This window comes from Cognatilysobacter tabacisoli (genome assembly GCF_003586305.1).
Taxonomy (GTDB): Bacteria; Pseudomonadota; Gammaproteobacteria; order Xanthomonadales; family Xanthomonadaceae; genus Cognatilysobacter_A; species Cognatilysobacter_A tabacisoli.
Window position 1 is genome coordinate 986,901 of the sequence record NZ_QXJI01000001.1, and the last position, 25,454, is coordinate 1,012,354.

The 25,454-nt window shown below is 70.4% G+C and carries 26 protein-coding genes; 14 read left to right on the forward strand and 12 right to left on the reverse strand.

All coding sequences use genetic code 11. The features are described 5' to 3' along the window. Nucleotides 1-58: 58 nt before the first annotated feature. The gene (locus D3A60_RS09060) at nt 59-868 is read right to left on the reverse strand and encodes a glycine zipper 2TM domain-containing protein (RefSeq protein ID WP_119718351.1); all 810 of its coding nucleotides are present in this window, start codon (nt 866-868) and stop codon (nt 59-61) included. Between the two features lie 169 nt (nt 869-1,037). Between D3A60_RS09060 and D3A60_RS09065 the strand changes: the two genes are divergently transcribed. Then, complete coding sequence (locus D3A60_RS09065; protein ID WP_119719056.1) at nt 1,038-1,268, forward strand: DUF6116 family protein; 231 nt, start codon at nt 1,038-1,040, stop codon at nt 1,266-1,268. After that, on the forward strand, nt 1,255-2,019 hold the full coding sequence (locus tag D3A60_RS09070; RefSeq protein ID WP_119718352.1) for a TatD family hydrolase: 765 nt from the start codon (nt 1,255-1,257) through the stop codon (nt 2,017-2,019). The genes D3A60_RS09065 and D3A60_RS09070 overlap by 14 nt, the downstream gene beginning before the upstream one ends. A 10-nt stretch (nt 2,020-2,029) precedes the next feature. Here the strand turns inward: D3A60_RS09070 and D3A60_RS09075 are convergent, their stop codons facing one another. After that, nucleotides 2,030-2,863, reverse strand: coding sequence for a tRNA threonylcarbamoyladenosine dehydratase (locus tag D3A60_RS09075; protein ID WP_119718353.1), 834 nt, complete (start codon nt 2,861-2,863; stop codon nt 2,030-2,032). Between the two features lie 76 nt (nt 2,864-2,939). Here D3A60_RS09075 and D3A60_RS09080 point away from each other — a divergent pair, with 76 nt between their 5' ends. Together D3A60_RS09080 and D3A60_RS09085 are read left to right on the forward strand one after the other, a co-directional pair. Beyond that, complete coding sequence (locus tag D3A60_RS09080) at nt 2,940-3,386, forward strand: cytochrome c (protein ID WP_119719057.1); 447 nt, start codon at nt 2,940-2,942, stop codon at nt 3,384-3,386. Between the two features lie 134 nt (nt 3,387-3,520). Continuing rightward, on the forward strand, nt 3,521-4,006 hold the full coding sequence (locus D3A60_RS09085; RefSeq protein ID WP_119719058.1) for a glycine zipper 2TM domain-containing protein: 486 nt from the start codon (nt 3,521-3,523) through the stop codon (nt 4,004-4,006). Nucleotides 4,007-4,088: 82 nt separating this feature from the next. Here the strand turns inward: D3A60_RS09085 and D3A60_RS09090 are convergent, their stop codons facing one another. From D3A60_RS09090 to D3A60_RS09120, 7 genes are all read right to left on the reverse strand, one after another. After that, entirely contained in the window at nt 4,089-4,508 is a 420-nt protein-coding gene (locus D3A60_RS09090; RefSeq protein ID WP_119719059.1) for a type IV pilin protein, read from the reverse strand. Then, nucleotides 4,505-4,903 carry a hypothetical protein gene (locus tag D3A60_RS09095; RefSeq protein ID WP_119718354.1) on the reverse strand — a complete coding sequence of 133 codons (399 nt, stop codon included), beginning with the start codon at nt 4,901-4,903 and terminating at the stop codon, nt 4,505-4,507. Before D3A60_RS09095 ends, D3A60_RS09090 begins: the two co-directional genes overlap by 4 nt. Nucleotides 4,904-5,032: 129 nt before the next feature. After that, entirely contained in the window at nt 5,033-8,149 is a 3,117-nt protein-coding gene (locus D3A60_RS09100; RefSeq protein WP_157981443.1) for a pilus assembly protein, read from the reverse strand. A 16-nt stretch (nt 8,150-8,165) separates the two neighbouring features. Further along, nucleotides 8,166-8,696: a pilus assembly PilX family protein gene (locus tag D3A60_RS09105; protein ID WP_119718356.1), complete on the reverse strand. Its 531-nt coding sequence runs from the start codon at nt 8,694-8,696 to the stop codon at nt 8,166-8,168. Further along, nucleotides 8,693-9,817 (reverse strand): PilW family protein, encoded by a 1,125-nt coding sequence (locus D3A60_RS09110; protein WP_196778698.1) that lies wholly within the window; start codon nt 9,815-9,817, stop codon nt 8,693-8,695. The genes D3A60_RS09105 and D3A60_RS09110 overlap by 4 nt, the downstream gene beginning before the upstream one ends. 5 nt (nt 9,818-9,822) lie before the next feature. Beyond that, a complete protein-coding gene (gene pilV, locus D3A60_RS09115; protein ID WP_157981444.1) occupies nt 9,823-10,296 on the reverse strand; it encodes a type IV pilus modification protein PilV in 474 nt (157 codons plus the stop codon). After that, the gene (locus D3A60_RS09120) at nt 10,293-10,847 is read right to left on the reverse strand and encodes a GspH/FimT family pseudopilin (protein WP_119718358.1); all 555 of its coding nucleotides are present in this window, start codon (nt 10,845-10,847) and stop codon (nt 10,293-10,295) included. Before D3A60_RS09120 ends, pilV begins: the two co-directional genes overlap by 4 nt. Nucleotides 10,848-11,123: 276 nt before the next feature. Here D3A60_RS09120 and D3A60_RS09125 point away from each other — a divergent pair, with 276 nt between their 5' ends. Then, on the forward strand, nt 11,124-12,239 hold the full coding sequence (locus D3A60_RS09125; protein WP_119718359.1) for a M35 family metalloendopeptidase: 1,116 nt from the start codon (nt 11,124-11,126) through the stop codon (nt 12,237-12,239). Between the two features lie 172 nt (nt 12,240-12,411). Here D3A60_RS09125 and D3A60_RS09130 read toward each other — a convergent pair whose 3' ends face one another. Further along, complete coding sequence (locus D3A60_RS09130) at nt 12,412-12,621, reverse strand: cold-shock protein (RefSeq protein ID WP_119718360.1); 210 nt, start codon at nt 12,619-12,621, stop codon at nt 12,412-12,414. 214 nt (nt 12,622-12,835) lie between these two features. Here D3A60_RS09130 and D3A60_RS09135 point away from each other — a divergent pair, with 214 nt between their 5' ends. The 5 genes from D3A60_RS09135 (at nt 12,836) to D3A60_RS09155 (ending at nt 18,129) form a co-directional block, all read left to right on the forward strand. Further along, nucleotides 12,836-13,321, forward strand: a complete 486-nt coding sequence (locus tag D3A60_RS09135) for a DUF456 domain-containing protein (protein ID WP_119718361.1) — start codon at nt 12,836-12,838, stop codon at nt 13,319-13,321. 100 nt (nt 13,322-13,421) lie between these two features. After that, entirely contained in the window at nt 13,422-14,687 is a 1,266-nt protein-coding gene (locus D3A60_RS09140) for a phospholipase D-like domain-containing protein (RefSeq protein WP_119718362.1), read from the forward strand. Nucleotides 14,688-14,776: 89 nt separating this feature from the next. Further along, complete coding sequence (locus D3A60_RS09145; protein ID WP_119718363.1) at nt 14,777-15,952, forward strand: phospholipase A; 1,176 nt, start codon at nt 14,777-14,779, stop codon at nt 15,950-15,952. 50 nt (nt 15,953-16,002) lie between these two features. Continuing rightward, a complete protein-coding gene (locus D3A60_RS09150) occupies nt 16,003-17,112 on the forward strand; it encodes a sterol desaturase family protein (RefSeq protein WP_119718364.1) in 1,110 nt (369 codons plus the stop codon). Between the two features lie 60 nt (nt 17,113-17,172). Further along, complete coding sequence (locus tag D3A60_RS09155; protein ID WP_119718365.1) at nt 17,173-18,129, forward strand: patatin-like phospholipase family protein; 957 nt, start codon at nt 17,173-17,175, stop codon at nt 18,127-18,129. A gap of 48 nt (nt 18,130-18,177) precedes the next feature. Here the strand turns inward: D3A60_RS09155 and D3A60_RS09160 are convergent, their stop codons facing one another. Together D3A60_RS09160 and D3A60_RS09165 are read right to left on the reverse strand one after the other, a co-directional pair. Continuing rightward, nucleotides 18,178-19,161, reverse strand: a complete 984-nt coding sequence (locus D3A60_RS09160) for a LamG domain-containing protein (protein ID WP_157981445.1) — start codon at nt 19,159-19,161, stop codon at nt 18,178-18,180. Nucleotides 19,162-19,305: 144 nt separating this feature from the next. Next, nucleotides 19,306-20,835 carry a fumarate hydratase gene (locus D3A60_RS09165; RefSeq protein WP_119719061.1) on the reverse strand — a complete coding sequence of 510 codons (1,530 nt, stop codon included), beginning with the start codon at nt 20,833-20,835 and terminating at the stop codon, nt 19,306-19,308. 173 nt (nt 20,836-21,008) lie between these two features. On the opposite strand from D3A60_RS09165, the gene D3A60_RS09170 reads away from it, so the two are divergent. From D3A60_RS09170 to D3A60_RS09185, 4 genes are all read left to right on the forward strand, one after another. Then, nucleotides 21,009-21,602, forward strand: coding sequence for an RNA polymerase sigma factor (locus D3A60_RS09170; RefSeq protein WP_119718367.1), 594 nt, complete (start codon nt 21,009-21,011; stop codon nt 21,600-21,602). An 11-nt stretch (nt 21,603-21,613) separates the two neighbouring features. After that, entirely contained in the window at nt 21,614-22,132 is a 519-nt protein-coding gene (locus D3A60_RS09175) for a hypothetical protein (protein WP_157981446.1), read from the forward strand. 16 nt (nt 22,133-22,148) lie between these two features. Beyond that, on the forward strand, nt 22,149-23,090 hold the full coding sequence (locus D3A60_RS09180; RefSeq protein ID WP_119718369.1) for a DUF4097 family beta strand repeat-containing protein: 942 nt from the start codon (nt 22,149-22,151) through the stop codon (nt 23,088-23,090). 325 nt (nt 23,091-23,415) lie between these two features. Then, nucleotides 23,416-25,299, forward strand: coding sequence for an ABC transporter ATP-binding protein (locus tag D3A60_RS09185; protein WP_119718370.1), 1,884 nt, complete (start codon nt 23,416-23,418; stop codon nt 25,297-25,299). The last annotated feature ends 155 nt before the right edge of the window (nt 25,300-25,454 follow it).

Genomic DNA, 25,454 nt, shown 5'->3' on the forward strand with positions numbered 1-25,454 from the left:
GCCGGATGTCCGGCCCCGTCGGGGAACGCAGTGCTTCGGGCGCGGCGCGCCCGCTGGGTCAGCCCTGGGTCGCGTCGCCGGCGACGCTGGCGGTCTGGGTCACGACCTCGCCATTGATGACCGGCAGGCGGTTGCCCTCCGGACGCTCGTCGAGGCGCACAGTCTGCTCCTGGCCCTGGTAGCGGTAGGTCACGTCGTAACCGACCACCTGGTCTTCCTTGCCCAGCAGGATGCGGCTGCCCGGCTTGCTGTCGGTACGCATCGAACCGGTCGTGCCGTCCGGGTTGCGGTAGGTCACGTTGTAGCCGACCACGCGCGAGGACTGCGACGTGCTCGACACGGTCCGGCACTGGCGATCGGTGCGGCTCACGACCTGACCACCGACGTGGTTGCGGTCGACGCGGTTGCCGATATAGCCACCGGCGACCGCACCAGCGGCGGTCGCGGCCTTGCGCCCGCTGCCGTCGCCGATCTGGTTGCCGACGAGGCCGCCAATCAGCGCGCCGGCCACGGTGCCGCCGACATTGCCGTCGCGCTCCGGCGCGCGCTCCTGCACGACGACGTCTTCGCACACTTCGCGCGGGGTCGACTGGGTGCTGGTCTCGCGCACGGCCTCGGTGCCGAGGACGGTGGCGTACAGCGACTGCGGCTCGGTGATCGGCTTGACGTTGGTCACGTCGGCGAACTCCACGCTGTTGGCGTCGATGGCGCCGCTGGCGGCCAAGTCGGCGCCCAGCGCGCCTTCGGCCGTCGCACCCACCAGGGCCGCGTCCTGCGCGTCGTTCCCGCGGAAGCTGTTGTAGGCCGCAACGGCGACGCCGCCGACCAGCAGCGACGCCAGCGCCACAGCGAGCATGTTCTTGTTCATCAGGTGCCTCCTGCTTGCGGGTTTCTGCCCGCCGTTGTTGGACGCAGGCATTCGACCACCGGAAAGCTGAACGGCCGCCGATTTTTTAACGACCGCCTTGCGCAAGTGTGAACGGTGCACGCCCCGTGCTAGCGTCGTTTCGACCCGGACCGCCCGCAGGAACGTCGCCTTGGCCAACCCGCTGCTACTTCCGTTGCTGAACTGGGCGCGCAAACTGCGCTACCCGACCCTGTTCAAGCTCACGGCCTTCCTGTTCGCGCTGAGCTTCCTGTGGCCGTTCGATCCGATCCCGCTGGTCGACGAAATCGTGCTGGGCCTGGGGACGCTGCTGCTGGCGAACTGGAAGCGGCGCGGCAGCGACACCCTCGATCGCCCGCCCACGCCGAATGCTGATCGATAGCCACTGCCACCTCGACGCGCCGGAGTTCGACGCCGATCGAGTGGCGGTGGTCGAACGCGCCCGCGCCCAGGGCATCGCGCACCAGATCATTCCCGCGGTCGACGCCGCCGGCTGGCCGAAACTGCGCCAGGTCTGCGCCGATGCGCCGGGCCTGCACCCCGCGTACGGCCTGCATCCGATGTACCTGGACCATCATCGCGACAAGCACCTCGCCGAACTCGGCGAGTGGATAGCGCGGGAGCGGCCGGTCGCGGTCGGCGAATGCGGGCTGGACTACTACGTCGACGGATTGGACCCAGCGCGGCAAGCGCACTTCTTCGAGGCGCAACTCGCCCTGGCGCGCGATGTGGGCTTGCCGGTGATCGTGCATGCGCGACGCGCGGTCGATGCGGTGATCGCATCGATCAGGCGGATCGGCCCGCTGCGCGGTGTCGTCCACAGTTTCTCGGGAAGCGCGCAGCAGGCCGCGCAGCTGTTCGACCTGGGGTTCCTGATCGGACTCGGCGGGCCGGTGACGTACGAGCGCGCCAACCGGCTGCGTAGCCTCGCCGCGACGGTGCCGCTCGAAGGCGTCCTGCTGGAGACTGACGCGCCGGACCAGCCCGACTCGCAGATCCGCGGCCAACGCAACGAGCCCTCGCGCCTGACCGTGGTGCTCGAAACGATCGCCGACCTGCGCGGCGTCGACGCCGAAGTGATCGCCGCGGCAACGACCGACAACGCCCGCCGCCTGTTCGCGCTGCCGGCCTAGGCGCTGCGCTTCACTCCGACTGCTGGCGCTCGACCGTCCGCGCGCCGCGCTTGCGCAGCAGCTCGAGGGCCCGGCCCACCGCGGCAAACGCGAAGGTCCCGGTGATGTGGGTGGCCGCACCGAGGCCGCCGCCGCAGTCCAGCTTCAGCGCGGCGTCGCCGCTGACCTGCGGCCGCACGCCGCACACCGTGCCGTCGGGCTGCGGGTACTGCACGTTCTCCAGCGAGTACACCGCCGACACGCCGAAGTAGCGATCGCGGTTCTTCGGGAAGTTGAACTCGCTGCGCAGCTTCTTGCGGATCAGCGCCAGCATCGCGTCGTGCTCGGTCCGCGACAGGTCGCGCACGCGCACCATCGTCGGGTCTGTGCGCCCACCCGCCGCGCCGACGACCACGAGCGGCAGCTTGCGGCGGCGGCACCATGCGATCAGCTCGACCTTGCTGCGGAAGCTGTCGCAAGCGTCGAGCACCAGATCGAAGCCGCGATCCAGCAGTTCGTCCTGGTTGGCCGGGGTCACGAACGCGGTCACCGCGTGCACGTCGACCGCCGGGTTAATCGCGCGGCAGCGCTCGGCCATCGCGGCGACCTTGGCGCGGCCGAACTGCCCGGCCATCGCCGGCAGCTGCCGGTTGCTGTTCGACACGCAGATGTCGTCGGCATCGATGAGGGTCAGGTGGCCGACCCCGCTGCGGACCAGCGCCTCCACCGCCCACGTGCCGACACCGCCCATGCCGACGACGGCGACGCGACTGGCGGCGAAGGTTTCCAGGGCGCCGGCGCCGTACAGCCGGTCGATGCCTCCGAACCGCTCGCGCCAGCCCGGATCGAGGGGAGATTGGGTCATCGACACAGTGTAATCGCCCGGCCGGAAGGCCCGAGGCTGCATGCTATGGTTCGGCAACTTCGAAGGAGGCGATGCCATGAGCGATCCGAATCCGGCCGCGACGACGCGCACCAGCGCCGGCAGCCGCTACCTGTTCTTGTTCCTGATCGGCCTGGTGGTCGGCGCGGTGGCGACAGTGATGGCGGTGCGCGCGATCGATGCGCGCAAGGACCATTTCCCCGACAGCGTCATGACGGTCCAGCAGTGGCATCTCGGACAGCTCGGCGACAACGTCAAGAACAACCGCTGTGCGGCGACCGACACCCTGCCGCACCTGCAGGCGCTGCGGGTGATGGCCAACAACGCCGAGCCGGCATTCCCGGACCTGCGCGACGACGAGCGATTCACCCGGCACGCCAGCAAGCTGCGGGCCGAAATCGACGCGACACTCGCCTCGCCGCCGCTCAACTGCCAAGGTGTCGGCGCAGCGGCGGCGAAGATCGGCGAGGCGTGCAAGGCCTGCCACCAGGACTTCCGCGGCTGACGCGAGCGGACGCGTGTCCAACCCCGCTGCGGGATGAACGATCCCGCCGCGGTTGCCGCCTCGTTCACACCTGCGGTCCTAGCGTGGCCCTGCGTGGCATCGGCCACGACGCATCCGCCCCGCAGGAGATCCGCATGAACACTCGCAATGAATTCCGACTGCTTGGCCTCGCGGCGGTCGCTACGTTCGCTCTCGCCGGCTGCGCCACCGGCCCCGGCTACTACGGCGGCAACTCGTCGCCGTCGCCTGGCTACGGCAGCAGCACCGCAAGCTGCTACGACTGCGGCACCGTAACCCGCATCGAGCAGGTGTCCGGCACCGCGTCGACCGGCACCGCCGGCGCCGTCCTCGGTGGCCTGGTCGGAGCGGCCGCGGCCCGCGAAATCGCCAAGAACCAGACCGACAGCGAGGGCCGCCAGAACACCGCCACCGTCGCCGGTGCCGTCGGTGGCGCCGTGGCCGGGCGTGCGATCCAGCGCAACGTGTCCGGTGGCGCCAACTACAACGTCTATGTCCGCATGAACGATGGCCGCACCACGGTCGTCAGCCAGAGCGACCTCAACGGGATCCGCGAAGGCAGCTACGTCCGCGTCTACAACGGGCGCGCCTGGGCGCAGTAATCAGCCGAGTCGATCGCTTCGAACGAAGAAGGCCCGCAGCGATGCGGGCCTTCCTCGTTTCAGGCAAGCGATCGCCGCCTCGCTACCAGCACCGGTAGCCCTCGGGCGGCGTGCCGCTCTGCCCGCGCGCGCCGACGTGGGTCAGCGTCAGCGTGCCGCAGCGCGTATCGGAGGTCGCCTGGCCGCGCTGCGGCACGGCCTGCAGCGTGTAGGTGGTCGCGGTCATCGCGCTGGCGCTGACCTGGTACCACCCCGACTCCGACGTCATGCTCGCCACGCCCGTGCATCCGGCAGCGTTGTAGGCGTTGAACCGGGTGAAGCAGCGCTCCAGCCGCTGCGACACTTCGTTCAGCGCCGCCTTGCCTTCGGCGCGACGGCCCTTGCGCATCTGCTCCTCGTAGGACGGATACGCGATCGCGGCGAGAATCGCGACGATGGCGACCGCGATCATCAGCTCGATCAGAGTGAATCCGCCCGCCCGACGATGCTTCCTGGTGGTCATGGCCACAGCTGCCTCCACGAGGTGCGTCCGCGCGGGAGCGCATCGCGCTCGCCGACTTCCTGGGTGTTGCCGGTGGCGCCGGACATGATCTTGTTCTGCCGGCCCTGCCCCGGGATGTTGATGATCGTCGGCGTCTGCAAGCCGCCGACGGTCGATTTGACGCCGGACGGCGCGACCTGCTGGCCGCCGTTCGTGACGGTGTCGCCCTGCGTAGTGCCGGTGGTCACGGTGAACAGCCCGTCGCCATTGATGTCGAGGATCGGCGCGTCGAATCGCGAGCCGTCGCGTGCCTGCAGCTCCATCAGCCAGCCGTCCGACCCGCCGCTGCAGGGGTCGCCCGGGAACAGCGTCGTGAAGATGATGCGCCCGCCCTGCAGGATCGGGTCGGCGATCACGCGCTCGCCCTGGAAGCCGAGCAGCGGCGAGACGAGGTTGATGAACCAGCCCGGCTGGTTGCCCAGCGCGTTGTTCGACGTGACGCGGTACGTCCCGTAGTTGGTCAGCGTGACCTCGTCGAGGATGCTCTACTGCAGCAGCGCATTGCGCCCGGCCACCGGCGTGCCGGCCGCGTTGTTGTCGTCGAATACCGCGTAGAAGCTCTGCACCGGCCCGCTGCCGGTGACCTGGTTGTCGCCGTCCTCGAAGAACTTGCCGGTGCCGAAGTACACGGTCTGGCCGGCCGCCTGCGGGCCGCGGCCAACGACCGGCCGCACCGTGATCGGCTGGCGGCTGGCCGCGGGGCAGGCATAGATCCCGTTGACGTTGCCCGAGGCGCATACGGTGATCAAGGGACGCGGGGCCGCGCCCTGGCGGTGGCGGACGCCCCACTGCGCCGGCAGCGCGTTGTTGACGTCGAAGCGCCACATGTTCCCGTACAGGTCGCCGGCGTAGACCATGTCGATGATGGCGTCGCCGTTGATGTCGACCGGATACGGCGCCGACAGCCCGTTGACCGTGCCCAGCGGCACGGCCGGATCGGTGTCGATGCGGCGGACCAGGTTGCCGGTCTCGATGTCGACGATGTACAGCTTGGCCGAGCCGGCCTGGCCGTACCCGTTGCCGAAGATCGCGGCCCAGCGGCCGTTGGCCATGCGCTGGATGCTCGGCTGGCCGGTGATGGTGCCGATTCCCGGGTCGTCGGACGGGTCGAACTCCCACAGCAGCTCCGGCGCCGCCGGGTCGGTGATGTCCATCGCCACGACCGATCGGCCGCCCGCGCCCATCGGCGTGACCAGCACCGTGTGCCACGCGCCATCGAAGTAGGCGTCGCCCGCGACGGGCTGTCCGTCGACGTAGTACCGGTGCGCGTAGTCGCTGCGCGGCAGCTGCGCGATCGCCGGCGACGGTGCGGCCAGCGAGGTGGCGAGGAACTCCGACGGAATGAACGCCCACTGCTCGATGCCGGTCTCGGCATCGAACGCATGCAGCATGCCGTCGTTGGCGCCGACGTAGACCATCGGCTGGCGATCCGCCTTGTCCAATCTAAACGCGGTGTAGGCATCGCGCCCCGCGGCCCCGGCCGGCAGGCGGTCGTAGCCGAAGTTCTCGGTGCCGACGTAGCGCGGACTCGAATTGACGATGTCGCCGAGCGCAGTCGCGCGATCGCGAAGCTTCTGCCCGCCGGCCAGCGCCTGCGCCGACGCGTCCCCGCGCAGCCAGCGCACGCGCCGCTCGCCGAGGTTGTCGGTCAGCGCCGGAGCGGCCGGATTGAGGTTCAGCGCCAGCTGCTGCGCGGCCGACAGGTTGCCCCACTCGAAGTCGCGCAGCTGGCTGCCGGCGGCGAAGTAGATCTCGCGCGCCCCGTGCGCAGGCATCGCGGTGGCCGCATTCCAATTGAGCGCGCCGACGCTGCCGCCGGGGGTGATCTGGAACGCCAGCAGCTCGCCGGTCCACTGGGTCGAATTGAACCGGGCCTGGAACAGCTGGGTGCCGCCGCCGGCGCGAGTGGACGACGACGCCGTGCGCGAGCCCGACCCGCCGGCGCTGTTGAGGATCGACCCGAGCGCCTGCGACAGCCGCGCCGTGAGCTCGGTGCTCGAACGGGCGTTGAGCATTTCGCCGCGGCCGTTGACCGACGCGTGGTAGAGGTCGTCGACCTGCACCGGGCTGCGTTCGGCGGTCGGGTTCACCCATGCCGGCGGGTTGGCGTAGGCGTCGGCCACGCGCTCGTGCGTGACCCCGAAGACGTTGCCCTGCGCGCCGAGCGTGATGCTGTAGTGGTTGATGTGCGGGTTGCGATTGCAGTCGAGCTGCGGGTCCGGATTGGCGGCCGAGCACCCGGCCGGCACCGGCACCTGCCCGCCGGCCAGGTCGGGCCGGATGCGCAGGTAGTTGCGCATCGCGATGTCGGCGATCGTGTTGCTGTACGCGTCGGCATACGGCACGCCGCGGGTGTTGTCGACGCCGCCGACGTTGTTGCTGGTGTCCGGGAACGAGAAGCCGTCGGTGAACTGCAGAACGAAGTTCTTCTGGCAGACGTGGGTGACGATCGGCGCGGTGGCCGAGTTCGCCGCGCCGTTGCGGTTGTACTGGTCGCCGGCGAACTTCAGTGCCTCGCGGTTCGGGGTGCCGCCGCCGTTGCCGCCGATGCCGTACATCGCGTCGTAGACCTGCGCGCGCTGGGCGTCGAAGTCGTACATCGTGATGTTCTCGGGGCGGTTGTTGATCGGCGTCATGCCGGTCCGGAAGCCGCCAAGGTCCGAGAACGCCTCGCCCATGCCCGCGCGCAGCGCGAGGTGGCGCTTGCGGTGGTACTGGAACCAGTTGGCGAAGTTCTGCATCTCCGGCGTGCCGGCGGCGATCTCGGTGCGGGACAGGCAGTAGCCGTCCGGCGCGAGCGCCTGCACCGTCGACGGAAACGTGGCGGCGCCGCCGTTCGTCCACGCGACGTAGGCGGCCGGGCTCGGCGTGGCGCAGTCGTAGCTCGTTCCGGCGACCGAATAGCCTGCCGCGGCGACCTGCCGGCGGTAGTACGAGGCGATCCGGTAGGTGTAGTCCTGGTTGTCGGCTGCGGCGTTGTTGGCCTTGCGCGTGCCGTTGGGCATGCGCATGCCCGGGTGCACGCGGAACGACTGGGTCACCGTGCCGGTCAGGTTGACGACGGGGGTCGCGGCGAGCGGGTTCGAGCGCGCGGCCGCGGGGCTGGCGTCGGTGAACGTCGTCGCGCCGAGGCTCGGCCACGGGGCGTACGTGACTGCGGGGTTGTAGTACTGGCCGTTGTAGTCGGGGCTGCGCGCGAACGCGTAGTCGGGCGCCGGGGGCGTGGCGAAATGATCGTTGGCGCCGTCCCCGTAGACGCGGTCGCTGGCCGGGAACAGGTAGATGTACTTCTTCCAGGTGCCGTTGGCCTGGCCGGCGTCGTTGAAGTTGAGGCCCGGGCCGCCGCCACGCCCGCTGGTGGCGCCATAGAACGTCTGCGTGACGGTGTTCCACCACAGCGCGCCGTCGTTGGTCGGGAACAGGCCTTCGCCGTCCATGCTGCCGGAGTTGTCGACCACCAGCATCACGTTCGGCTTGACCCGGCCGCCGAGCGTGAGCGGCTGCTGCGCGATGGCCGCGAGCACGTCGCGCCCCGGCGCTAGCGCGACGACACCGGCAACGAGCGCCGCGCAGGACAGGATTCCCCAGGGACTGAGTTTCATGCGGATCCCTTCGCGGTCAGCGCCGGTAGGTGGTCTGGAGGATGACGAAGGTGTCGCCGCGCTCGCCGTAGCCGCGCACGCTTACGCGGTACACGGTGCTTTCCTGCGGCTGTTCGGTCGGGTTGAGGCCGCCGCCCGGATCGGGCACCGGCGGCAGCTCTTCGATCGCAATCTGGGCCTGGGCGACGGCCCCGTCGCCGTCGTGGTCGATCGAGTACGCGAGCTTGCCGTTGGCCGCCGCGTCCCACGCGGCCGGCGTGTTCCAGTCCGGCGCGGGCTTGTCGTTGTGGTGGTACCAGCCGGCGGTGTCGAGGATGTTCGGCAGTTCGGGCTGGTCGAGCAGGCCCTCGCCCTGGCGCAGCGCGGCCTCGGCGGTCTGGAAGGCCTGGTCGAGCTGGCGCGAGTTGCCGACCAGACGCTCCATCAGCGTCGAGCCGCGCGTCGCGGCCAGCACCAGCAGGGTCAGCACGATCAGGATCATCAGCGCGACCATCAGCACCGAACCGCGCTGGCGCCGGGCGCGTGGGATCGTCGAGGGCGTGCTCATGGCAGTCGGTTCCGCAGCGAAATGGTCATCGAGAACACGCGCCGCTGGCGCAGGTCGTCGACCGGGTCGACGGTGGTTCCGGCGACGTTGTAGGTCTGGGTGTCGAGCCCCTGCAGGCTGTTGTCCGCGCCGCGCATCAGCAGCCCGACCTGCACCGAACGCACCTGCGCCCAGTCGGTCACCGCGCTGGCGATCGCCAGGCCATCCACGCCGAAGTCGCCGTTGACGTCGATGCCGTAGCGCAGCTGCATCGACTCGACGCCGTTGATCAGCTCCTCGGTCAGCAGTTCGCGGCGCTGCGGCGACGCGGTTGGCGCCAGCAGGCTCGCGCGGAACAGCGACGGCACGCCGCCGGTGCCGCGGCCGATGAAGTACGCGATGCTGCTGGCGCGGGCGACGACGGCGCCGCGTCGGAACGCGCCGCCATTCGGGCCCTGCTCCGCGACTGGCGACGAATTGCCGGGGAATACGGTGCCGCCCTGCGAGCCGGTCACGTTGGTGCGGCCCGCCGCCGTGTTCACCGAGGTCGCCTGGAACACGACGCCCTGCGAGCAGTCGGTGACGAACAGGATGTCGCCCTGGGCGATGTCGTTGCCGAGCTGCACGAACATCTGCGCACCGCTGGCGAACGGGTCGACCAGCGGCCACACCTGCGCCTGCGAACCGCTGAACAGCAGCACGTCGGAGCCGGGCACGGCCAGCGCGGCGACGGCCGCCGGAAGCGCAGCGTTCCACGTGCCGCCGACCGCGGGATTGCTGGCGGCGAGCGTCACCGTCTGCGCGGGACCGCTGTTGCTGGCCTCGAGGCCGCGGATCGCGTCGGTGAACAAGTACGGGTAGGCGCCGCCGCCGACGAGGTGGTTGCGCACCGGCAGGGGCTGCCCGCCGGGCACGGTCCGGCTGCCGCAGCCGGTCAGGCCGGCCATGCGGACGTCGCGGGCGATGTAGTCGAGCGCGAAGCGACCGCCCTCCTCGACCGCCGACTTCTGGTCCTGGGCGACGAACGTCAGCTTGGTCGACAGGTACACCTGCACCACCGCGCCGAGCAGGATCAGGCCCAGCACCAGCGCGACCATCATCTCGATCAGCGAGAAGCCGGCCGTGCGGTACCGCTTGGGCATGGGACTCACTGCGTGCATAGACGGGTGCTCTCCGTGAACTCGAGCAGCGCCGGATCGCCGGCGTTCTCGGGCTGGTTCTCCTGGCCCTGGTCGCCGCGCGCGTCGTCCCAGCGCACGGTGACGGTCGCCACGCGCGTCGTCGCGTTGACCGCGATCGCGCCGCGGCCGTCGGGCAGCACGCGTGCGACCTGCGCGCGCCACTCGGCCAGGTCGCGCTGCGCCTGCGTCGTGGTCGCGCTGGGCACGGTGGCGAAGTCGATCGTGTACTGGCCGGCGAGCGCGGCCGTGCAGTTGCCGCGCATGCGCTCGATCAGGTCGTGGTTGAGCTGGGTGGCCTGGCCGCGCATGAAGGCGTTCTGCTGGGTGCGCAGCGACAGCAGCTGCAGCGACGCGAGGCCGAGCAGGCCCATCGTCGTGATCACCAGCGCCACGAGCACCTCGATCAGGCTGAAGCCGGATTGGCGGCGGTTGTTGTTCACTGCGGGCAGGCCTCCGCCGCGCTGCGAATGCGGCCGATCCGGTTGACGGTGATGCTGCGCTGGCCGTTGCCGCGGCAGACGGTGTTGCGCAGGACGAAAGCGCGCTCGGCGCCGGTGGCCGCGGTCGACCAGCTCAGCGTCCCGGTCGGCGCGTAGCGGTACCAGGTGTCGCTGCCGGTGAGCAGGAAGCCGTCGCCGGGCGACGCGCTGACCGAGATCAGCCGCTGCGCATCGGCGCCGGCCGCCGCCGGCGAGGCCGGCGCGCCACTGACGTTGGTGTCTTCGAAGACCACCCAGCCGGTCACCCAGTCGGTGCTGCCGCTGCAGGTGCGCTGGTCGGTGGTCGGGCAGATCGCGACTGGGCGTCCGCGCCGCAGCGATTCGGCGCGGGCGACGTTGAGCGAGGTCACGAGGGTGTTGTTGGCCGCCGCCAGCCGATTGGCGCGCAGCAGGTCGGCCATCGACGGCGCCGCCAGGGTCAGCAGGATCGCTGCCACCGCCAACGTCACCGCGAGCTCGATCAATGTGAAACCGCGCAGCCTTGCGCGCATCCCTGTCCCCTGTTGCCAGCGAGCTAGCGTCCCCGTGCGTCCGGCCGATCCCTGCACCACCCCGTGCTTCCCCGGGTGGCCGGCTGCGTCGGTATACAAAATAACCGACGAAATGTCCAAACGGACCGACCAGCGGTGACCGGTTTCCGCGATTTGCGATCCGGCGCACGGGTTTGCCGGACGTGCTGCGGCGCAATGTGCCGTGCAGCGTCAGTCCGGGCTATGGTCGATGCGCCCGCGACCGCGGGCCCTGCCATTCCACTTCGGGGATCACGGATGAAATTTCGCTTGACGCACGCCCTCTCGGGCTCCGCCGTGCTGGTCGGCGCCATCGCCGCCGCCACCGCCACCCCACCGGCCGCCGGCAGCAATCCGCTGCGGGTCAGCATGGTGGCCGCCGCCGGCTCGGCTGCCGACTTCCTCGGCGCGGTCGAGATCACCATCACCAACACCAGCAACCAGACCGTCCGCGTTCCGCGCTGGGCGCTACCGAGCGACTTCGTCGAGTCGAAGCTGTTCCGGGTGAGCCTGGACGGCGCCGAAATCGACTACCAGGGCCCGATGATCAAGCGTCCGCTGCCGCAGGCCGCGGACTTCGAGATCCTGCGCGCCGGCGAAACGCGGCGCACCGTAGTGGACCTGTCGGCGGCGTACGACCTGTCGCGCACGGGCCAGTACACGGTCACGTTCGCCTCGCCACTGCAGTTCGCGTCGATGTCGGACGGTCGCATGCTGCGGACCGCGAAGGGCCTGCCGATGCTGGCGCAGAGCGCGCCGCTGACCCTCTGGGTCGACGGCAGCGACCAGCTCGGCGCGGCCAAGGCCGACGACGGAACGGCGCGCAAGGGCAAACCCGGCAGCGGCGGCACGGTGGTCAACGGCGTGTCGTACGTCGGATGCACGACGACCCAGACCGGCACGGCCGGCGACGCCGTCGTCGCCGCCCGCGGCTACTCGGAGAACGCCAAGGGCTACCTCAACGCCGGCACGGTCGGATCGCGCTACACGACCTGGTTTGGCGCCTACACGAGCGCGCGCTACGCCACGGCGCAGCAGCACTTCGTCGACATCGACGCGGCGATGGACCTCAACGCCGGCCAGATCAAGATCAACTGCGGCTGCAACCAGAACTACTACGCGTACGTGTACCCGACCCGGCCGTACGAGATCTTCGTCTGCCGCGCCTTCTGGAGCGCGCCGCTGACCGGCACCGACTCCAAGGCCGGCACGTTGATCCACGAGATGAGCCACTTCAACGTGGTCGCCGGCACCGACGACATCGTGTACGGCCAGACCGGCGCGCGGAACCTCGCCGCGTCCGACCCGAACGGCGCGCTCAACAACGCGGACAACCACGAGTACTTCGCCGAGAACACGCCGAAGCTCAACTGACCGCGGTCGGCGCCGCACCCCGACGGCCCGTTCCGGCGGGCCGTCGCCTCCGGGGCGCCGCCGTCGGTATCGGCACCGGCATCGATAGCGGCCGCGATACCGCGCAAAAAAAAACCCGGCCTTGGCCGGGTTTTCAATCTGCCGTCGCGCCGTCGGGCGCGCCGAACGGAAGTCAGAGCGGCTGCACGGCGTCGGCCTGCAGGCCCTTCTGGCCCTGGACGACGGTGAAGCTGACCTTCTGCCCTTCCTTCAAGCTCTTGAAGCCCTGCGACTGGATCGCACGGAAATGCACGAACACGTCCTCGCCGTTGGCGCGGCTGATGAAGCCGAAGCCCTTGGCGTCGTTGAACCACTTCACGGTACCTTCCTCACGATCGGCCATTTACTTGCTCCCTGGAACGTTGCTGGGGTGGGTCACGGCTGTCGCCGGTGCTGGTTGCAAGGAGGAAGCGAGGTACGACGATGTAGCGATCGAGATGGATCAACCGCATCGGGCCACGATTCACGGTGACCCTGGCAAGCGCAGCGATCGCACGGTACCCCGCGCGATATGAAAATGCAATCGAGCCTGAAAGGCTTATGGGACGGGGGTTGGAATGGATCTGGACGTACTTTTTTACGTGCTCGCCGGGGTGCTGGTTCTGGTCGGAATCGCGGGCACGGTGCTGCCTGCGCTGCCGGGCCTGCCGCTGGTTTTCGCCGGCATGCTGCTGGCCGCGTGGACCGGCGATTTCGAGCAGGTCGGCTGGCTTCCGCTGGTCGTGCTGGGGCTGATGACCGCCCTGTCGCTGGGCATCGACTTCCTGGCGACGGCGATGGGGGCCAAGCGCGTCGGCGCCAGCCGGCTCGCGGTGGCCGGCGCGATCGTCGGCACCTTCGCCGGGCTGGCCTTCGGCCCGATCGGGGTGTTCGTCGGCCCCTTCGTCGGGGCGCTGGCCGGGGAACTGCTGCACAGCCGGCAGGTCGGCCAGGCGACCCGGGTCGGATTCGGCACCTGGGTGGGCATCCTCGTCGGCACGGTCCTCAAGCTCGGCCTCGCGTTCGCGATGCTCGGCCTGTTCGCGCTGGCGTGGGTTATCTAGCGCCGGGGCCGCCCGGGCTTCACGCGGCCTCGCCACGCCGCTCGCCAACGTAGCCGGCTACTGGGGGAACCTGATGCTCAAGCGCTGGAGTCGAAAGCGGATGATTTGGACGATCGTGATCACCGCGCTGGTGACCGTGCTGGCCGTCGTGCTGGCCATGAACTTCGCCACGCCGGAGAAAAAGCTCGAGCGCAAGCTCGTCCACCGCTACGCCGTGGCCGATCCGCAGTTCCGCCGCGAGATGGGCGTCATGCTCGGCCCGTCGATCACCCGCGGCAACCGGATCACCGCGCTGCAGAACGGCGACGAGATCTTCCCGGCCATGCTCGAGGCGATCCGCGCCGCGCAGAAGACCATCACGTTCGAGACCTACATCTACTGGTCCGGCGACATCGGCGAGGAGTTCACGAAGGCGCTCACCGAGCGGGCGCGCGCCGGCGTCGCGGTCAACGTGACCGTCGACTGGGCCGGCAGCTTCAAGATGGACCAGGAGCTCGTCGACCGGATGACCTCGGCGGGCGTGCGCGTGCACCACTACCGCCCGCTGCACTGGTACAACCTCGGCCGCCTCAACAACCGCACGCACCGCAAGCTTCTCGTCGTCGACGGCCGCGTCGGGTTCACCGGCGGCGTCGGCATCGCCGACCAGTGGATGGGGCACGCGCAGGACCCCGACCACTGGCGCGAGAGCCACTTCAAGATCGAGGGGCCGGTGGTCGCGCAGGTGCAGGCGGCGTTCAACGACAACTGGATCAAGACCACCGGCGAAGTGCTCAACGGCGCCGAGTACTTCCCGGAACTGGACCCGGTCGGCGACATGGACGCGCACCTGTTCATCGCTTCTCCCGCCGGCGGCAGCGAGAGCATGCACCTGATGTACCTGATGGCGATCGAGGCGGCGACCCGCTCGATCGACATGGCCGCGTCGTACTTCGTGCCCGACCCGCTGGCGATCAAGGCGCTGCTGGCGGCGCGCCAGCGCGGCGTGCGCGTCCGCATCCTGCTGCCTGGCAAGCACATCGACTCGGAAACCGTCCGCATCGCGTCCAAGGCCGAATGGGGTCCGCTGCTGCTGGCGGGCGTTGAGATCCTCGAATACCAGCCGACGATGCTTCACACAAAACTGGTGATCGTCGACAACGAGATGGTGTCGGTCGGCTCGACCAACTTCGACATCCGCTCGTTCCAGCTCAACGACGAGGCCAGCCTCAACGTCTACGACCGCGAGTTCGCCCAGTCGATGACGGCGGTGTTCGAGAAGGACCTGCAGCAGGGCAAGCCCTACTCGTACGAGCAGTGGCAGCAGCGGCCGATGAAGGAAAAGCTGATGGAGAAGTTCCTGCTGCCGATCAAGTCGCAGCTGTAGGCGACGGCTGCGCGGGCGCCGCGCGATCCCCGCGGGCGCGAACGGCAGCAGCCGCGCCAGCGGTAATCGCGGCGGGCTACCATCGCCGCATGAGCCCGCACCGCCGCGCGAACGCGCCCGCCCCCCTCCTCGCCGCCGCGGCCATCGCGCTGTTCGCCTCGCAGCCGGCGTTGGCGCAGGCGCCGGCCGCGACTTCGCCCGAGGCGTGCAAATCGATCGAGGTCGATGCAGAGCGCCTAGCCTGCTACGACGCCGCGCTCGGGCGCATGGCACGCGATCCACGCGCCGCTGACGACGACGCCCGTCGCGCGCGCGAGGCCAAGGAGGCGGCGCAGCCTTATGAAAAGCTCGAGCGCGAATCGCTCCCGCGCGACGAGCGACGGCGCCGGGTCGTCAGCGACCTGTTCGACGCCGAGCCCGACAATTCGCTCGACGCGCGCATCGCCAACGCCGGCCAGGGATCGCTGCTCGACAGCCGCTGGGAGCTGGCGCGCGCCTCCAAGCTCGGCGTCTTCAACTTCCGCGCCTACAAGCCGGTGTACCTGCTCCCGGCGTTCTGGACCAGCGCGCCGAACGAGACGCCGGCCAGCTCGCGCGCCGACCTGCCGCGCCAGCAGCAGCGGCTCGACGACGTCGAAACCAAGTTCCAGCTGAGCTTCAAGACCAAGGCGGTCGAGAACCTGTTCGGCGACAACGGCGACCTGTGGATGGGCTACACGCAGAGCTCGCGCTGGCAGGTCTACGACGCCGACAACTCGCGGCCGTTCCGCGAGACCAACTACGAACCCGAGGTGCTGCTGGTGTTCCGGACCGGCTACGAGTTCGCCGGCTGGCACGGGCGGCTGGCCGGCTTCGGCATCAACCACCAGTCCAACGGCCGTGCGGACCCGCTCTCGCGCAGCTGGAACCGCGTGATCGCCAACGTCGGCTTCGACCGCGAGGACTGGTCGCTGATGCTGCGCCCGTGGTGGCGGATTTCCGACGGCGACGAGGACGAGAACCCCGGCATCGAGGACTACGTCGGTCGCGGCGACGCCACGCTGGTGCACCGACGCGGGCGGCACGAGTTCGCGCTGATGGGCCGGCATTCGCTGCGCGGCGGCGACCGCTCGCGCGGCGCGGTGCAGTTCGACTGGGGGTTCCCGATCAGCCGCTCGCTGCGCGGGCACGTGCAGGTGTTCGACGGCTACGGCGAGAGCCTGATCGACTACGACCATCGGGCGACCTACATCGGACTGGGCGTGTCGCTGCTGGAGTGGTACTGACGCCGCGGCCTGGGCTAGCCTGCGGCCACGCCACGCGACGGATCGACCCGATGCGACCCCAACGCCGCTCGTTCCTGGCCTACGGCTCGGCCCTGCTGGGGATGCTGAGCCTGCTGGCGGTGCTGTGTTTCCACTTTCCGCGGCTGCTGACCAGCGCCGAGTTCCGGGCGATCTACACCGAAGCGTTCGCCCGGCACCTGCTGCTCGCCGGGCTGGCGGCCGCGTTCGCCGCCGGCACGCTGGCGATCCTGCGCGGCCGCGACCGCCGGGTCGCGCTGGTCGGCGTCGCCAGCGCTACCGTCGCGGTGCTCGCCGGCGGCACCAACGTGCAGCTCGACGCGATCGGCGACACGCCCTACTCCCTCGGGCTGGACTGGTTCGTGCTGTCGCTGCTGTTCTCGGCGCTGGTGTTCGTTCCGATCGAGCGCCAGTACGGGCGGCTGCCGCTCTCGCCGCTGAGGCGGGGTTGGCGCACCGACCTGGCCTACTTCTTCATGAGCCACGTGCTGGTGCAGTTCGTCCTGATCGCCGTCACCGCCTCGACGGCGACGCTGGCGGCGCTGGCGGCGTATCCGGCGCTTCGCGACGCGATCCAGTCGCTGCCGGTGTGGGTGCAGTTCCTGATGGCGGTTTTCGTCGCCGACCTGGCCCAGGCGCTGCTGCACCGCGCCTACCACCGCGTCCCGTGGCTGTGGCGCTTCCACGCCGTGCACCACTCCAGTCGCGAGATGGACTGGCTCGCGGGCTCGCGCATGCACCTGGTGGAGATCGTGCTGACCCGCAGCTTCGTGCTGCTGCCGCTGCTGGTGCTGGGGTTCTCCGCCTCGGCGGTCAACGCCTACGTGGTGCTCGTCGGCCTGCAGGCGGTGTTGGCCCACGCCAACCTCGGCGTGCGCTTCGGCTGGCTCGAGCGCGTGCTGGTGCTGCCGCGCTACCACCACTGGCACCACGCGCGGCACCCTGACTACCTCGACGCCAACTATGCGATCCACCTGCCGCTGGTCGACCGGCTGATGGGCACGCAACGGCTGCCGACGGACCCGGAGGCGTGGCCGGCCGAGTACGGCGTCATGACGCTCGAGACGGTGCCGCGCGGCATCCTGCGCCAGCACGCGATGCCGTTCCTGCCACGGCGGCACTATGACGACCACGTGGCCTGACGCAGCCGCTGCGACGGCAACCGGACAGACTCGGACTTCCCCCGTGCAAGGAGCAGCGCGATGAAGATGCGGCGCATTCTGTCCCTCGACGGCGGCGGCATCCGCGGCCTCGTCACCTGCCTGTGGCTGGCCGCGGTCGAGGACGCCCTCGCCAAGGCCGGCAAGCCGGGCCTGTTGAAGCGGTTCGACCTCGTCGCCGGCAGTTCCACGGGCGCGCTGGTGGCCTGCGCGCTGGCGATCGGGCTGGGCCCGGCTCAGATCGCCGCCCTGTACCGCGACCAGCGTCACCTGATCTTCCCCGGCATCGCCGGGCGGCTGTGGTCGCGCGCCGGGCGCACGCTCTCGCAGGGCATCTCGGCGCCGCGCTACGACGGCAAGGGGCTCGACAAGGTGCTGAAGAAGACGTTCGGCGACACCACGCTCGGGCAGGCCCGGGTCCCGGTGCTGGTGACCAGCTACGACACGATCGGCCGCGAGCCTGTCCTGTTCAAGAGCTTCAAGCCCGAGCATGCCGACCTGCCGATGTGGGAGGTCTGCCGCGCGTCGGCGTCGGCGCCGACGTACTTTCCTGCGCACGGCATGACCGTCGAGGGGCGCCGCCGCGCGCTGATCGACGGCGGGCTGGTCGCCAACAACCCGACCGCGTGCGCGATCGCCGAAGCGCTGCGCAAGGACGCCCGCGTCGACAACGCCCACGACCTGGTCGTGCTGTCGGTCGGATCCGGCGAGCGCAACCGTCCGATCGACCTGAAGTCCGCGCAGGAATGGGGCGCGCTGGAGTGGGCGGTGCCGATCATCGACGTGCTGTTCGACGGCAACACCGACTCGGTCGACTACATCGCCCGGCACCTGGTCGGCGACGGCTACTTCCGCATGCAGACCGACCTGGTGATCGGGCTGGACGACCTCGACGACGTCAGTTCGACCAACATCGCCGCGCTGGAAATTGTCGCGCGCAACTACCTCGAGCGCGACGACACTCGCCGCCTGCTGGTCGACCTCGCGCAGCGGCTGTAGCGGCACGCGCGTAGGCCGCACGCATGTTGCGGGCGCGGCGCCGGTGGCTCAGTTCCGGAAGCGGGCCGGGTCGGCGGGCCGCATCGGCGCGTCCTCCACCGACCAGGCGCCGGAGCCGGCCTTGTGCAGGGTGATCGGACGCTCCTGCGACATCGCATCGTCGGCCCGCTCGCCCTGCCCTTCGTCGAAGGCGAAACGCCCGACCAGGCCCGGCGCTGCGTGCGGCACCGCCTCACGCCAATGACGGGCAAGCTCGGTCGGCTCCAGCGCGCGGTCCCAGAGCCGCAACTCGTCGACCAGGCCCTTGTAGTCCTCGTACTGGGTGAAGGCGTAGTTCCAGGCCGTCATCACCTCGGCACCGATGGCCCAACCGCCCAGTTCCACCGGGTCGTCAGGGTGGGACAGGCGGTCCCACCACCGCCGCATGTCGACGCGCCGCGGGATGTCGGTGTGCGCCACCTGCCGGCCGTCGATCCACAGCTCGAGCCGCGCGCCCTCCGGCGCGCGCCAGCGGCGCACCGCGGCAACGTGGTGCCATTGCCCATCCAGCAGGCTCGGCGCGTTCGCGGCCGGCCACGCCTGCACGGCCCAGACCATGCCCTCGGGCATGCCGTCCCTGCCGTCGGCAAACATCCAGCGCAAGCGCCCGCCGCCGTAGAACTGCAGGCTGAAGGTGCCCTCGCGAGTGTTGCCGGCCATGAAGCCTTCGGGCCGCGTGTGGCCGTCGATGAGCCAGTTGCCGCTGAGCCACCAGCCCCGACTGCTGTACGGCTCGGGGTCGGCGTCCGACCAGTTCGTCAGCTGGTTGTAGCCGCCGCGCCAGACCGGGCCGACCGGCAAGCCCGCGTCGGGTTTGATCCACAGTTCGAGGGTGAACTCGCCGCGACCGAAGCCGGCCGGTAGCTGGGCCAGATCCGCGAAGTCGTACTGCATCGGCAGGTTCTGGCGCAGGTGCAGCGAACCGCCTTCGGCGCGGGCAGCGCCCAGCCCCAGTGCCGCTGTCAGGAAAGCCAAGCCGATCGCGCGCTTCATGTCCTGGCCCCTTCGGCCCAACTGTCGTCGGCGGGCATGGTCCGGCATGCCGGCCGGCCGCGCATATGCCGTCCGCTTGGGAACTTCGGCAGTGCCCCGGGACGGGCTGAAATGGGGCGCCGGCGGTACCGGCGGCCCACTCACTTACTCGACGACCACTGGAATCCGGCCGATCGTCCCCGCCGAGATGCGCGCCTGCCACTCGCGCGGGCCGGTCTGGTGCACCGACTCGCCGGTCGAATCGACCGCGACGGTCACCGGCATGTCCTGAACCTCGAACTCGTAGATCGCTTCCATGCCGAGGTCGGCGAAACCGACGACCTTCGCCGCCTTGATCGCCTTCGACACGAGGTACGCGGCGCCGCCGACGGCCATCAGGTAGGCCGAGCCGTGCTTGCGGATCGCCTCGATCGCCGCCGGGCCGCGTTCGGCCTTGCCGACCATGCCGAGCAGGCCGGTCTCGCTGAGCACCTGCTCGGTGAACTTGTCCATGCGCGTCGCGGTGGTCGGGCCGGCGGGGCCGACGACCTCGTCGCGCACCGGATCGACCGGACCGACGTAGTAGATGAAACGGCCGCGCAGGTCGACCGGCAGCGGCTCGCCCTTGTTGAGCATGTCGACGATGCGCTTGTGCGCGGCGTCGCGACCGGTCAGCAGCTTGCCGTTGAGCAGCAGCACCTCGCCCGGCTTCCAGCTGGCGACGTCGTCCTTGGTCAGGGTGTCGAGGTCGACGCGACGGCCCTTCGACGCGTCGTAGGTCAGCTCCGGCCAGTCGCCCAGCGACGGCGGGTCGAGCATCACCGGGCCGCTGCCGTCGAGGGTGAAGTGCGCGTGGCGCGTGGCGGCGCAGTTCGGGATCAGCGCCACCGGCAGGTTGGCCGCGTGGGTCGGGTAATCCTTGACCTTGATGTCGAGCACGGTGGTGAGGCCGCCCAGGCCCTGCGCGCCGATGCCGAGCGCGTTGACCTTGTCGTAAAGCTCCAGCCGCAGCTCCTCGGCGCGGTTGGTTGCGCCGCGCTGCTGCAGCTCGGTGATGTCTATGGGTTCCATCAAAGCCTCTTTGGCCAGCAGCATCGCCTTCTCGGCGGTGCCGCCGATGCCGATACCGAGCATGCCCGGGGGGCACCAGCCGGCGCCCATCGTCGGCACGGTCTTCAGCACCCAGTCGACGATCGAGTCGGACGGATTGAGCATCGCGAACTTCGACTTGGCCTCGGAGCCGCCGCCCTTCGCCGCGACGATCACGTCGACCGTGTTGCCCGGCACGACCTTGACGTTGACCACGCCGGGGGTGTTGTCCTTCGTGTTGGTGCGCTTGCCGGCCGGATCGGCCAGCACCGACGCGCGCAGCTTGTTGTCGGGGTGAGCGTAGGCGCGGCGCACGCCCTCGTGGACCATGTCCTCGACGCCCATCGTCGCGTCGTCCCAGCGCACGTTCATGCCGATCTCGAGGAACACGGTGACGATGCCGGTGTCCTGGCAGATCGGCCGGTGGCCCTCGGCGCACATGCGCGAGTTGATCAGGATCTGCGCGATCGCGTCCTTCGCCGCCGGCGACTCCTCGCGCTCGTAGGCGGCTGCGAGGTTCCGGATGTAGTCGACCGGGTGGTAGTACGAGATGTACTGCAGCGCGTCGGCCACCGACTGGATCAGGTCTTCCTGCCGGATCGACACCGGGGCGAATGCGCCGGGCGCGGTGGGGGCGGAGGTCGAGGCGGACGGGCTGGCGGTCACGGCGGTCGCGGTCTGGCGGCTGGGCCCGCAATTTTAGCCCAGCGGCGGGGGCCGGCCTGCCGAATCCGTGGGACCCCTTAAACCCTGCGGCGGCCCGGCGCATCAACAGGACTATGCTGACCGCCGCCGTGAGCCTCGACCTCGACACCCCGTTGCCCACCGCGCCCGCCGACGACGTCGACGGCGCGCTGGCGAAGTCCGCCGGGCGCGGCGACGTGGCGGCGTTCGAGGCCCTGTATCGCCGCCACGCGGGCCGGGTCCACGGCGTCATCGCCCGGCTCGTCGGCGGCCACGGCGCCCGCGCCGAGGACCTGACCCAGGAAGCCTTCGTGCGAGCCTGGCAGGCGCTGCCGGGGTTCCGGTTCGAGAGCGCGGTGTCGACCTGGCTGCACCGGCTGGCGGTCAACACCGCGCTGATGGAGCTGCGCTCGCGCCGCTCGCGGCCGCAGCACGACGAGGACGACGAGGCGCTCGACGGCCTCGGCGTGCTCGATTCGGCCGGCCACCAGACCGCGCTGTCGATGGACCTCGAGCGCGCGGTCGCCACCCTGCCCCCGCGCGCACGCGCCGTGCTGGTGCTGCACGACGTCGAGGGCTGGAAGCACGACGAGATCGCCGCCGAACTCGGCATGGCGGTCGGCAGTTCCAAGGCCCAGCTGCATCGCGCCCGCGGCCTGCTGCGCAACCGCCTGCAGGCGCCCGCATGAAGGAGCACGAGATGAATCCGCTGACCCCCGACGACCCGCGCGACGACGCCACCTCCCTTGACGGCCGCCTGCGCTTCGCGCTGCGCGAGCTGCGCCGCGACGACCCGCCGTCGACCGATCTGTGGCCCGCAATCGCCGCCCGCGTTGCCCAGGTGCCGCAGCAGCGCGCCCCGCAGCAGCCGGCCGCGCCGGCGCGGCACCACCGGCTCGCCCCGTGGGCGCTGGCCGCATCGATGGTGCTGGCGGTCGGGATCGCGTGGCAGTTGCGGCCGCCGGCCGCGGCGCCGGATCCCGCGTTGTCGCCGGTCAGCCAGGAGGCCGCCGCGCTGACCCGCGAGTACGAGGCCGCGCTGAGCGAGCTCGACCACGCCGGGCCCTCCGACGACGCCGCGCTGCGCGAGCTCGACCGCAGCGCCGCGACGATCCGCGCCGCGCTGACGCGCGACCCCGATGCCCGATTCCTGCTCGACCGCCTGCAGGACACCTACCGCCGCCGCCTGTCGCTGACCCAGCGCCTGCTGCAGGCCTGACTTCCCGGAGAACGCCATGAACCGCTTCCGCTCGCCCCAAACCCGCCCCGCCCTGCGCCGCGCCCCCGCCCGCCTGACCGTGCTCGCCGCGCTGCTCGCGTGCGTCCTGCCGGCGTGGGCCGGCACGCCGATCGACCAGACCCGTCCGCTCGATGCGCGCGGCACGGTGCAGATCGAGAACCTCAAGGGCCGCATCCAGGTCCGCGTCTGGGACAAGGAGGAGGTCCACGTCGGCGGCACGCTCGGCGACGGCGTCGAGAAGCTCGTCATCGAGGGCAACCGCGGCAACCTGCTGGTGCGCGCGCAGTACCCGCGCAGCAGCAACCTCGGCAGCAACCGCACCCAGCCGACCGACCTGATCCTCGACGTGCCGCGCCTGGCATCGCTGGAGATCGAATCGGTGTCGGCGGACGTCGACGTGCTCGGCACCGCCGGCCGCGTGCTCGAGATCGACTCGGTCAGCGGCGACGTGGTCGTCGCCGGCGCGCCGGGCGAGGCCTCGCTCGAATCGGTCAGCGGCGACATGACGCTGACGCTGAACTGCGACGACGTCAGCGCCGAGTCGGTCAGCGGCGACATCCAGCTGCAGGGCCGGCTGGCCGGCGAGGTCACCGCGGAAACCGTCTCGGGCAACACGCGCGTCGACACGCGCGGCGAGCGCGTGCGCAGCCTGTCGCTGGCCAGCGTGTCCGGCGACGCGAGCGCGCGCCTCGGCCTCGCCGACGGCGGCCGCATCCGGGCCGAATCGGTCAGCGGCGACGTGCGCCTGCACCTGCCCAGGTCGCTGTCGGCGCGCGTCAGCGGCGAGACCTTCAGCGGTGACCTGCGCGCCCCGGGCGCGCGCGTCGAGCGGCCGAAGTACGGCCCCGGCGCGAGCTTCGAGCACCGCTACGGCGACGGCCGCGGCGAGATCTCGATCGAGACGTTCTCCGGCGATGCCGAACTGACGTTCGACTGAGGCCACCTCACCACCGCGCAAGAGAAGGCCCCGCGAATGCGGGGCTTTCTTTTCGCGCCGATTGCCCCAGCACGTAGCGCGTAGCGTCCCGGGTGCGTTCGGCCTTACCCGGGTTTCGAGGGCGCACGTTTCGCGCGCCGGCGCATCACGTAGCCCGGGCAAGCGCAGCGCACCCGGGGCACGCGACCAGCCGCCGGGTGGCAGTCCCGGGCGCCGCCTTTGGCCTTCCCCGGGCTACCGTGGTCGACTCGAGGCCGCGCAGCGGCGGCACGCGCGGGGCTCGCTGCCTTGAACGGCCTCACGGCAGGGAAGGCACAATCGCCCGATGGCCGCCTCCCCCGATTCGCACGCCCCTGCCCCGTCGCAGCCGCAGGCAAAACCCAGCCTGCGCGAGCGCTTCGACGCGCTGCGCAACCTGCCGCCGTTCCTCAAGCAGATCTGGGCGACCAGCCCGTCGCTGACGCTGGTCACGCTGGGCCTGCGCCTGATCCGCGCGTTCCTGCCGATCGCGACGCTGTACGTCGGCAAGCTGATCATCGACGAGGCGGTGCGGCTGGTCGGGACCGGGATGCGCTTCGAGGACCTCGCGGCCGCGTGGGCCAGCGGCGCGCTCGATCCGCTGGCGACGCTGCTGCTGGTCGAGTTCGCGCTGGCCATCGCGTCCGACCTGCTCGGCCGGCTGGTCAGCTACGGCGACAACCTGCTGTCGGAGCTGTTCACCAACGCGACCAGCGTGCGGCTGATGGAGCACGCCGCGACGCTGGACCTGGAGGACTTCGAGGACCCGGACCTGCAGGACAAGCTCGACCGCGCGCGGCGGCAGACGATGAGCCGGGTCAACCTGATGAGCCAGCTGTTCGGCCAGGTGCAGGACATGATCACCGTGGTCAGCTTCGCCGCCGGCCTGCTGGTCTACGCGCCGTGGCTGATCGTGCTGCTGGCCGCGGCGCTGGTGCCGGCCTTTATCGGCGAGTCGCATTTCAACGCGCTGGGCTATTCGCTCAACTACGCGTGGACGCCGGAGCGCCGCCAGCTCGAGTACGTGCGCCAGATGGGCGCCAGCGTCGAGACCGCCAAGGAGGTGAAGATCTTCAACCTCCACAAGTACCTCATCGCGAAGTACCGCGAGCTGGCAGACAAGTTCTTCCGCGCCAACCGCGCCCTTGCCCGCCGCCGCGCATTCTGGGGCACGATCCTCGCCGCGCTCGGCACGCTCGGCTACTACGTCGCCTACGGCTACATCGCGTGGCGCACGGTCAAGGGCGACTTCACGATCGGCGACCTGACTTTCCTCGCCGGCAGCTTCCGCCGCCTGCGCCAGCTCCTCGAGGGCTTGCTGGTGGGCTTCTCGCAGGTCGCCGGGCAGGCGCTGTACCTGGAGGACCTGTTCTCGTTCTTCGAGATCAAGCCGGAGATCGCCTCGCCGGCCAACCCCCTGCCGGTGCCGCAGCCGATCCGGCAGGGCTTCGTGTTCGAGAACGTCGGGTTCCGCTACCCGGACGCGACCAAGTGGGCGCTGCGCGGGCTCGACTTCGAGCTGCGCGCCGGCGAGGTGCTGGCGCTGGTCGGCGAGAACGGCGCCGGCAAGACGACGCTGGTGAAGCTGCTGGCGCGGCTGTACGAACCCGACGAGGGGCGAATCCTGCTCGACGGGCACGACCTGCGCGAGTACGACCTCGACGACCTGCGCGCCAACATCGGCGTGATCTTCCAGGACTTTGTGCGCTACCACCTGACCGCCGGCGAGAACATCGGCGTCGGCCAGATCGACGCGATGCACGACGACGACCGCATCCGCGAGGCAGCGCGCCGCGCGATGGCCGACCAGGTCATCGAGACCCTGCCGCACGGCTACCACCAGGTGATCGGACGCCGCTTCAAGACCGGCGTCGACCTGTCCGGCGGGCAGTGGCAGAAGATCGCGATCGCGCGCGCGTACATGCGCGACGCGCAGGTGATGATCCTCGACGAACCGACGGCCGCGCTCGACGCGCGCAGCGAGTTCGAGGTGTTCCAGCGCTTCAAGGAACTGTCCGACGGCCGCACCGCGGTGCTGATCTCGCACCGCTTCAGCTCGGTGCGGATGGCCGACCGGATCCTGGTGCTGGCCGAAGGCCGGCTCGAAGCCAGCGGTACCCACGAGGAGCTGCTGGCGGAGGGCGGCCGCTACGCCGAACTGTTCGAACTGCAGGCGGCCGGCTACCGGTAGGGCCGACCCTGGGCCGCCGGCTCGCCCCGACGGCCTTGAACGGTGGCGTCCGGCGGTAGACGAGCTGGCGGGCGCGGGTTGCCGTGGGGGCCGGCGGTTCACCGGGGTGGCGGGCCTGGGCCCGCCCGACCGTTGCCTCCCGCATCGGTGTGTTG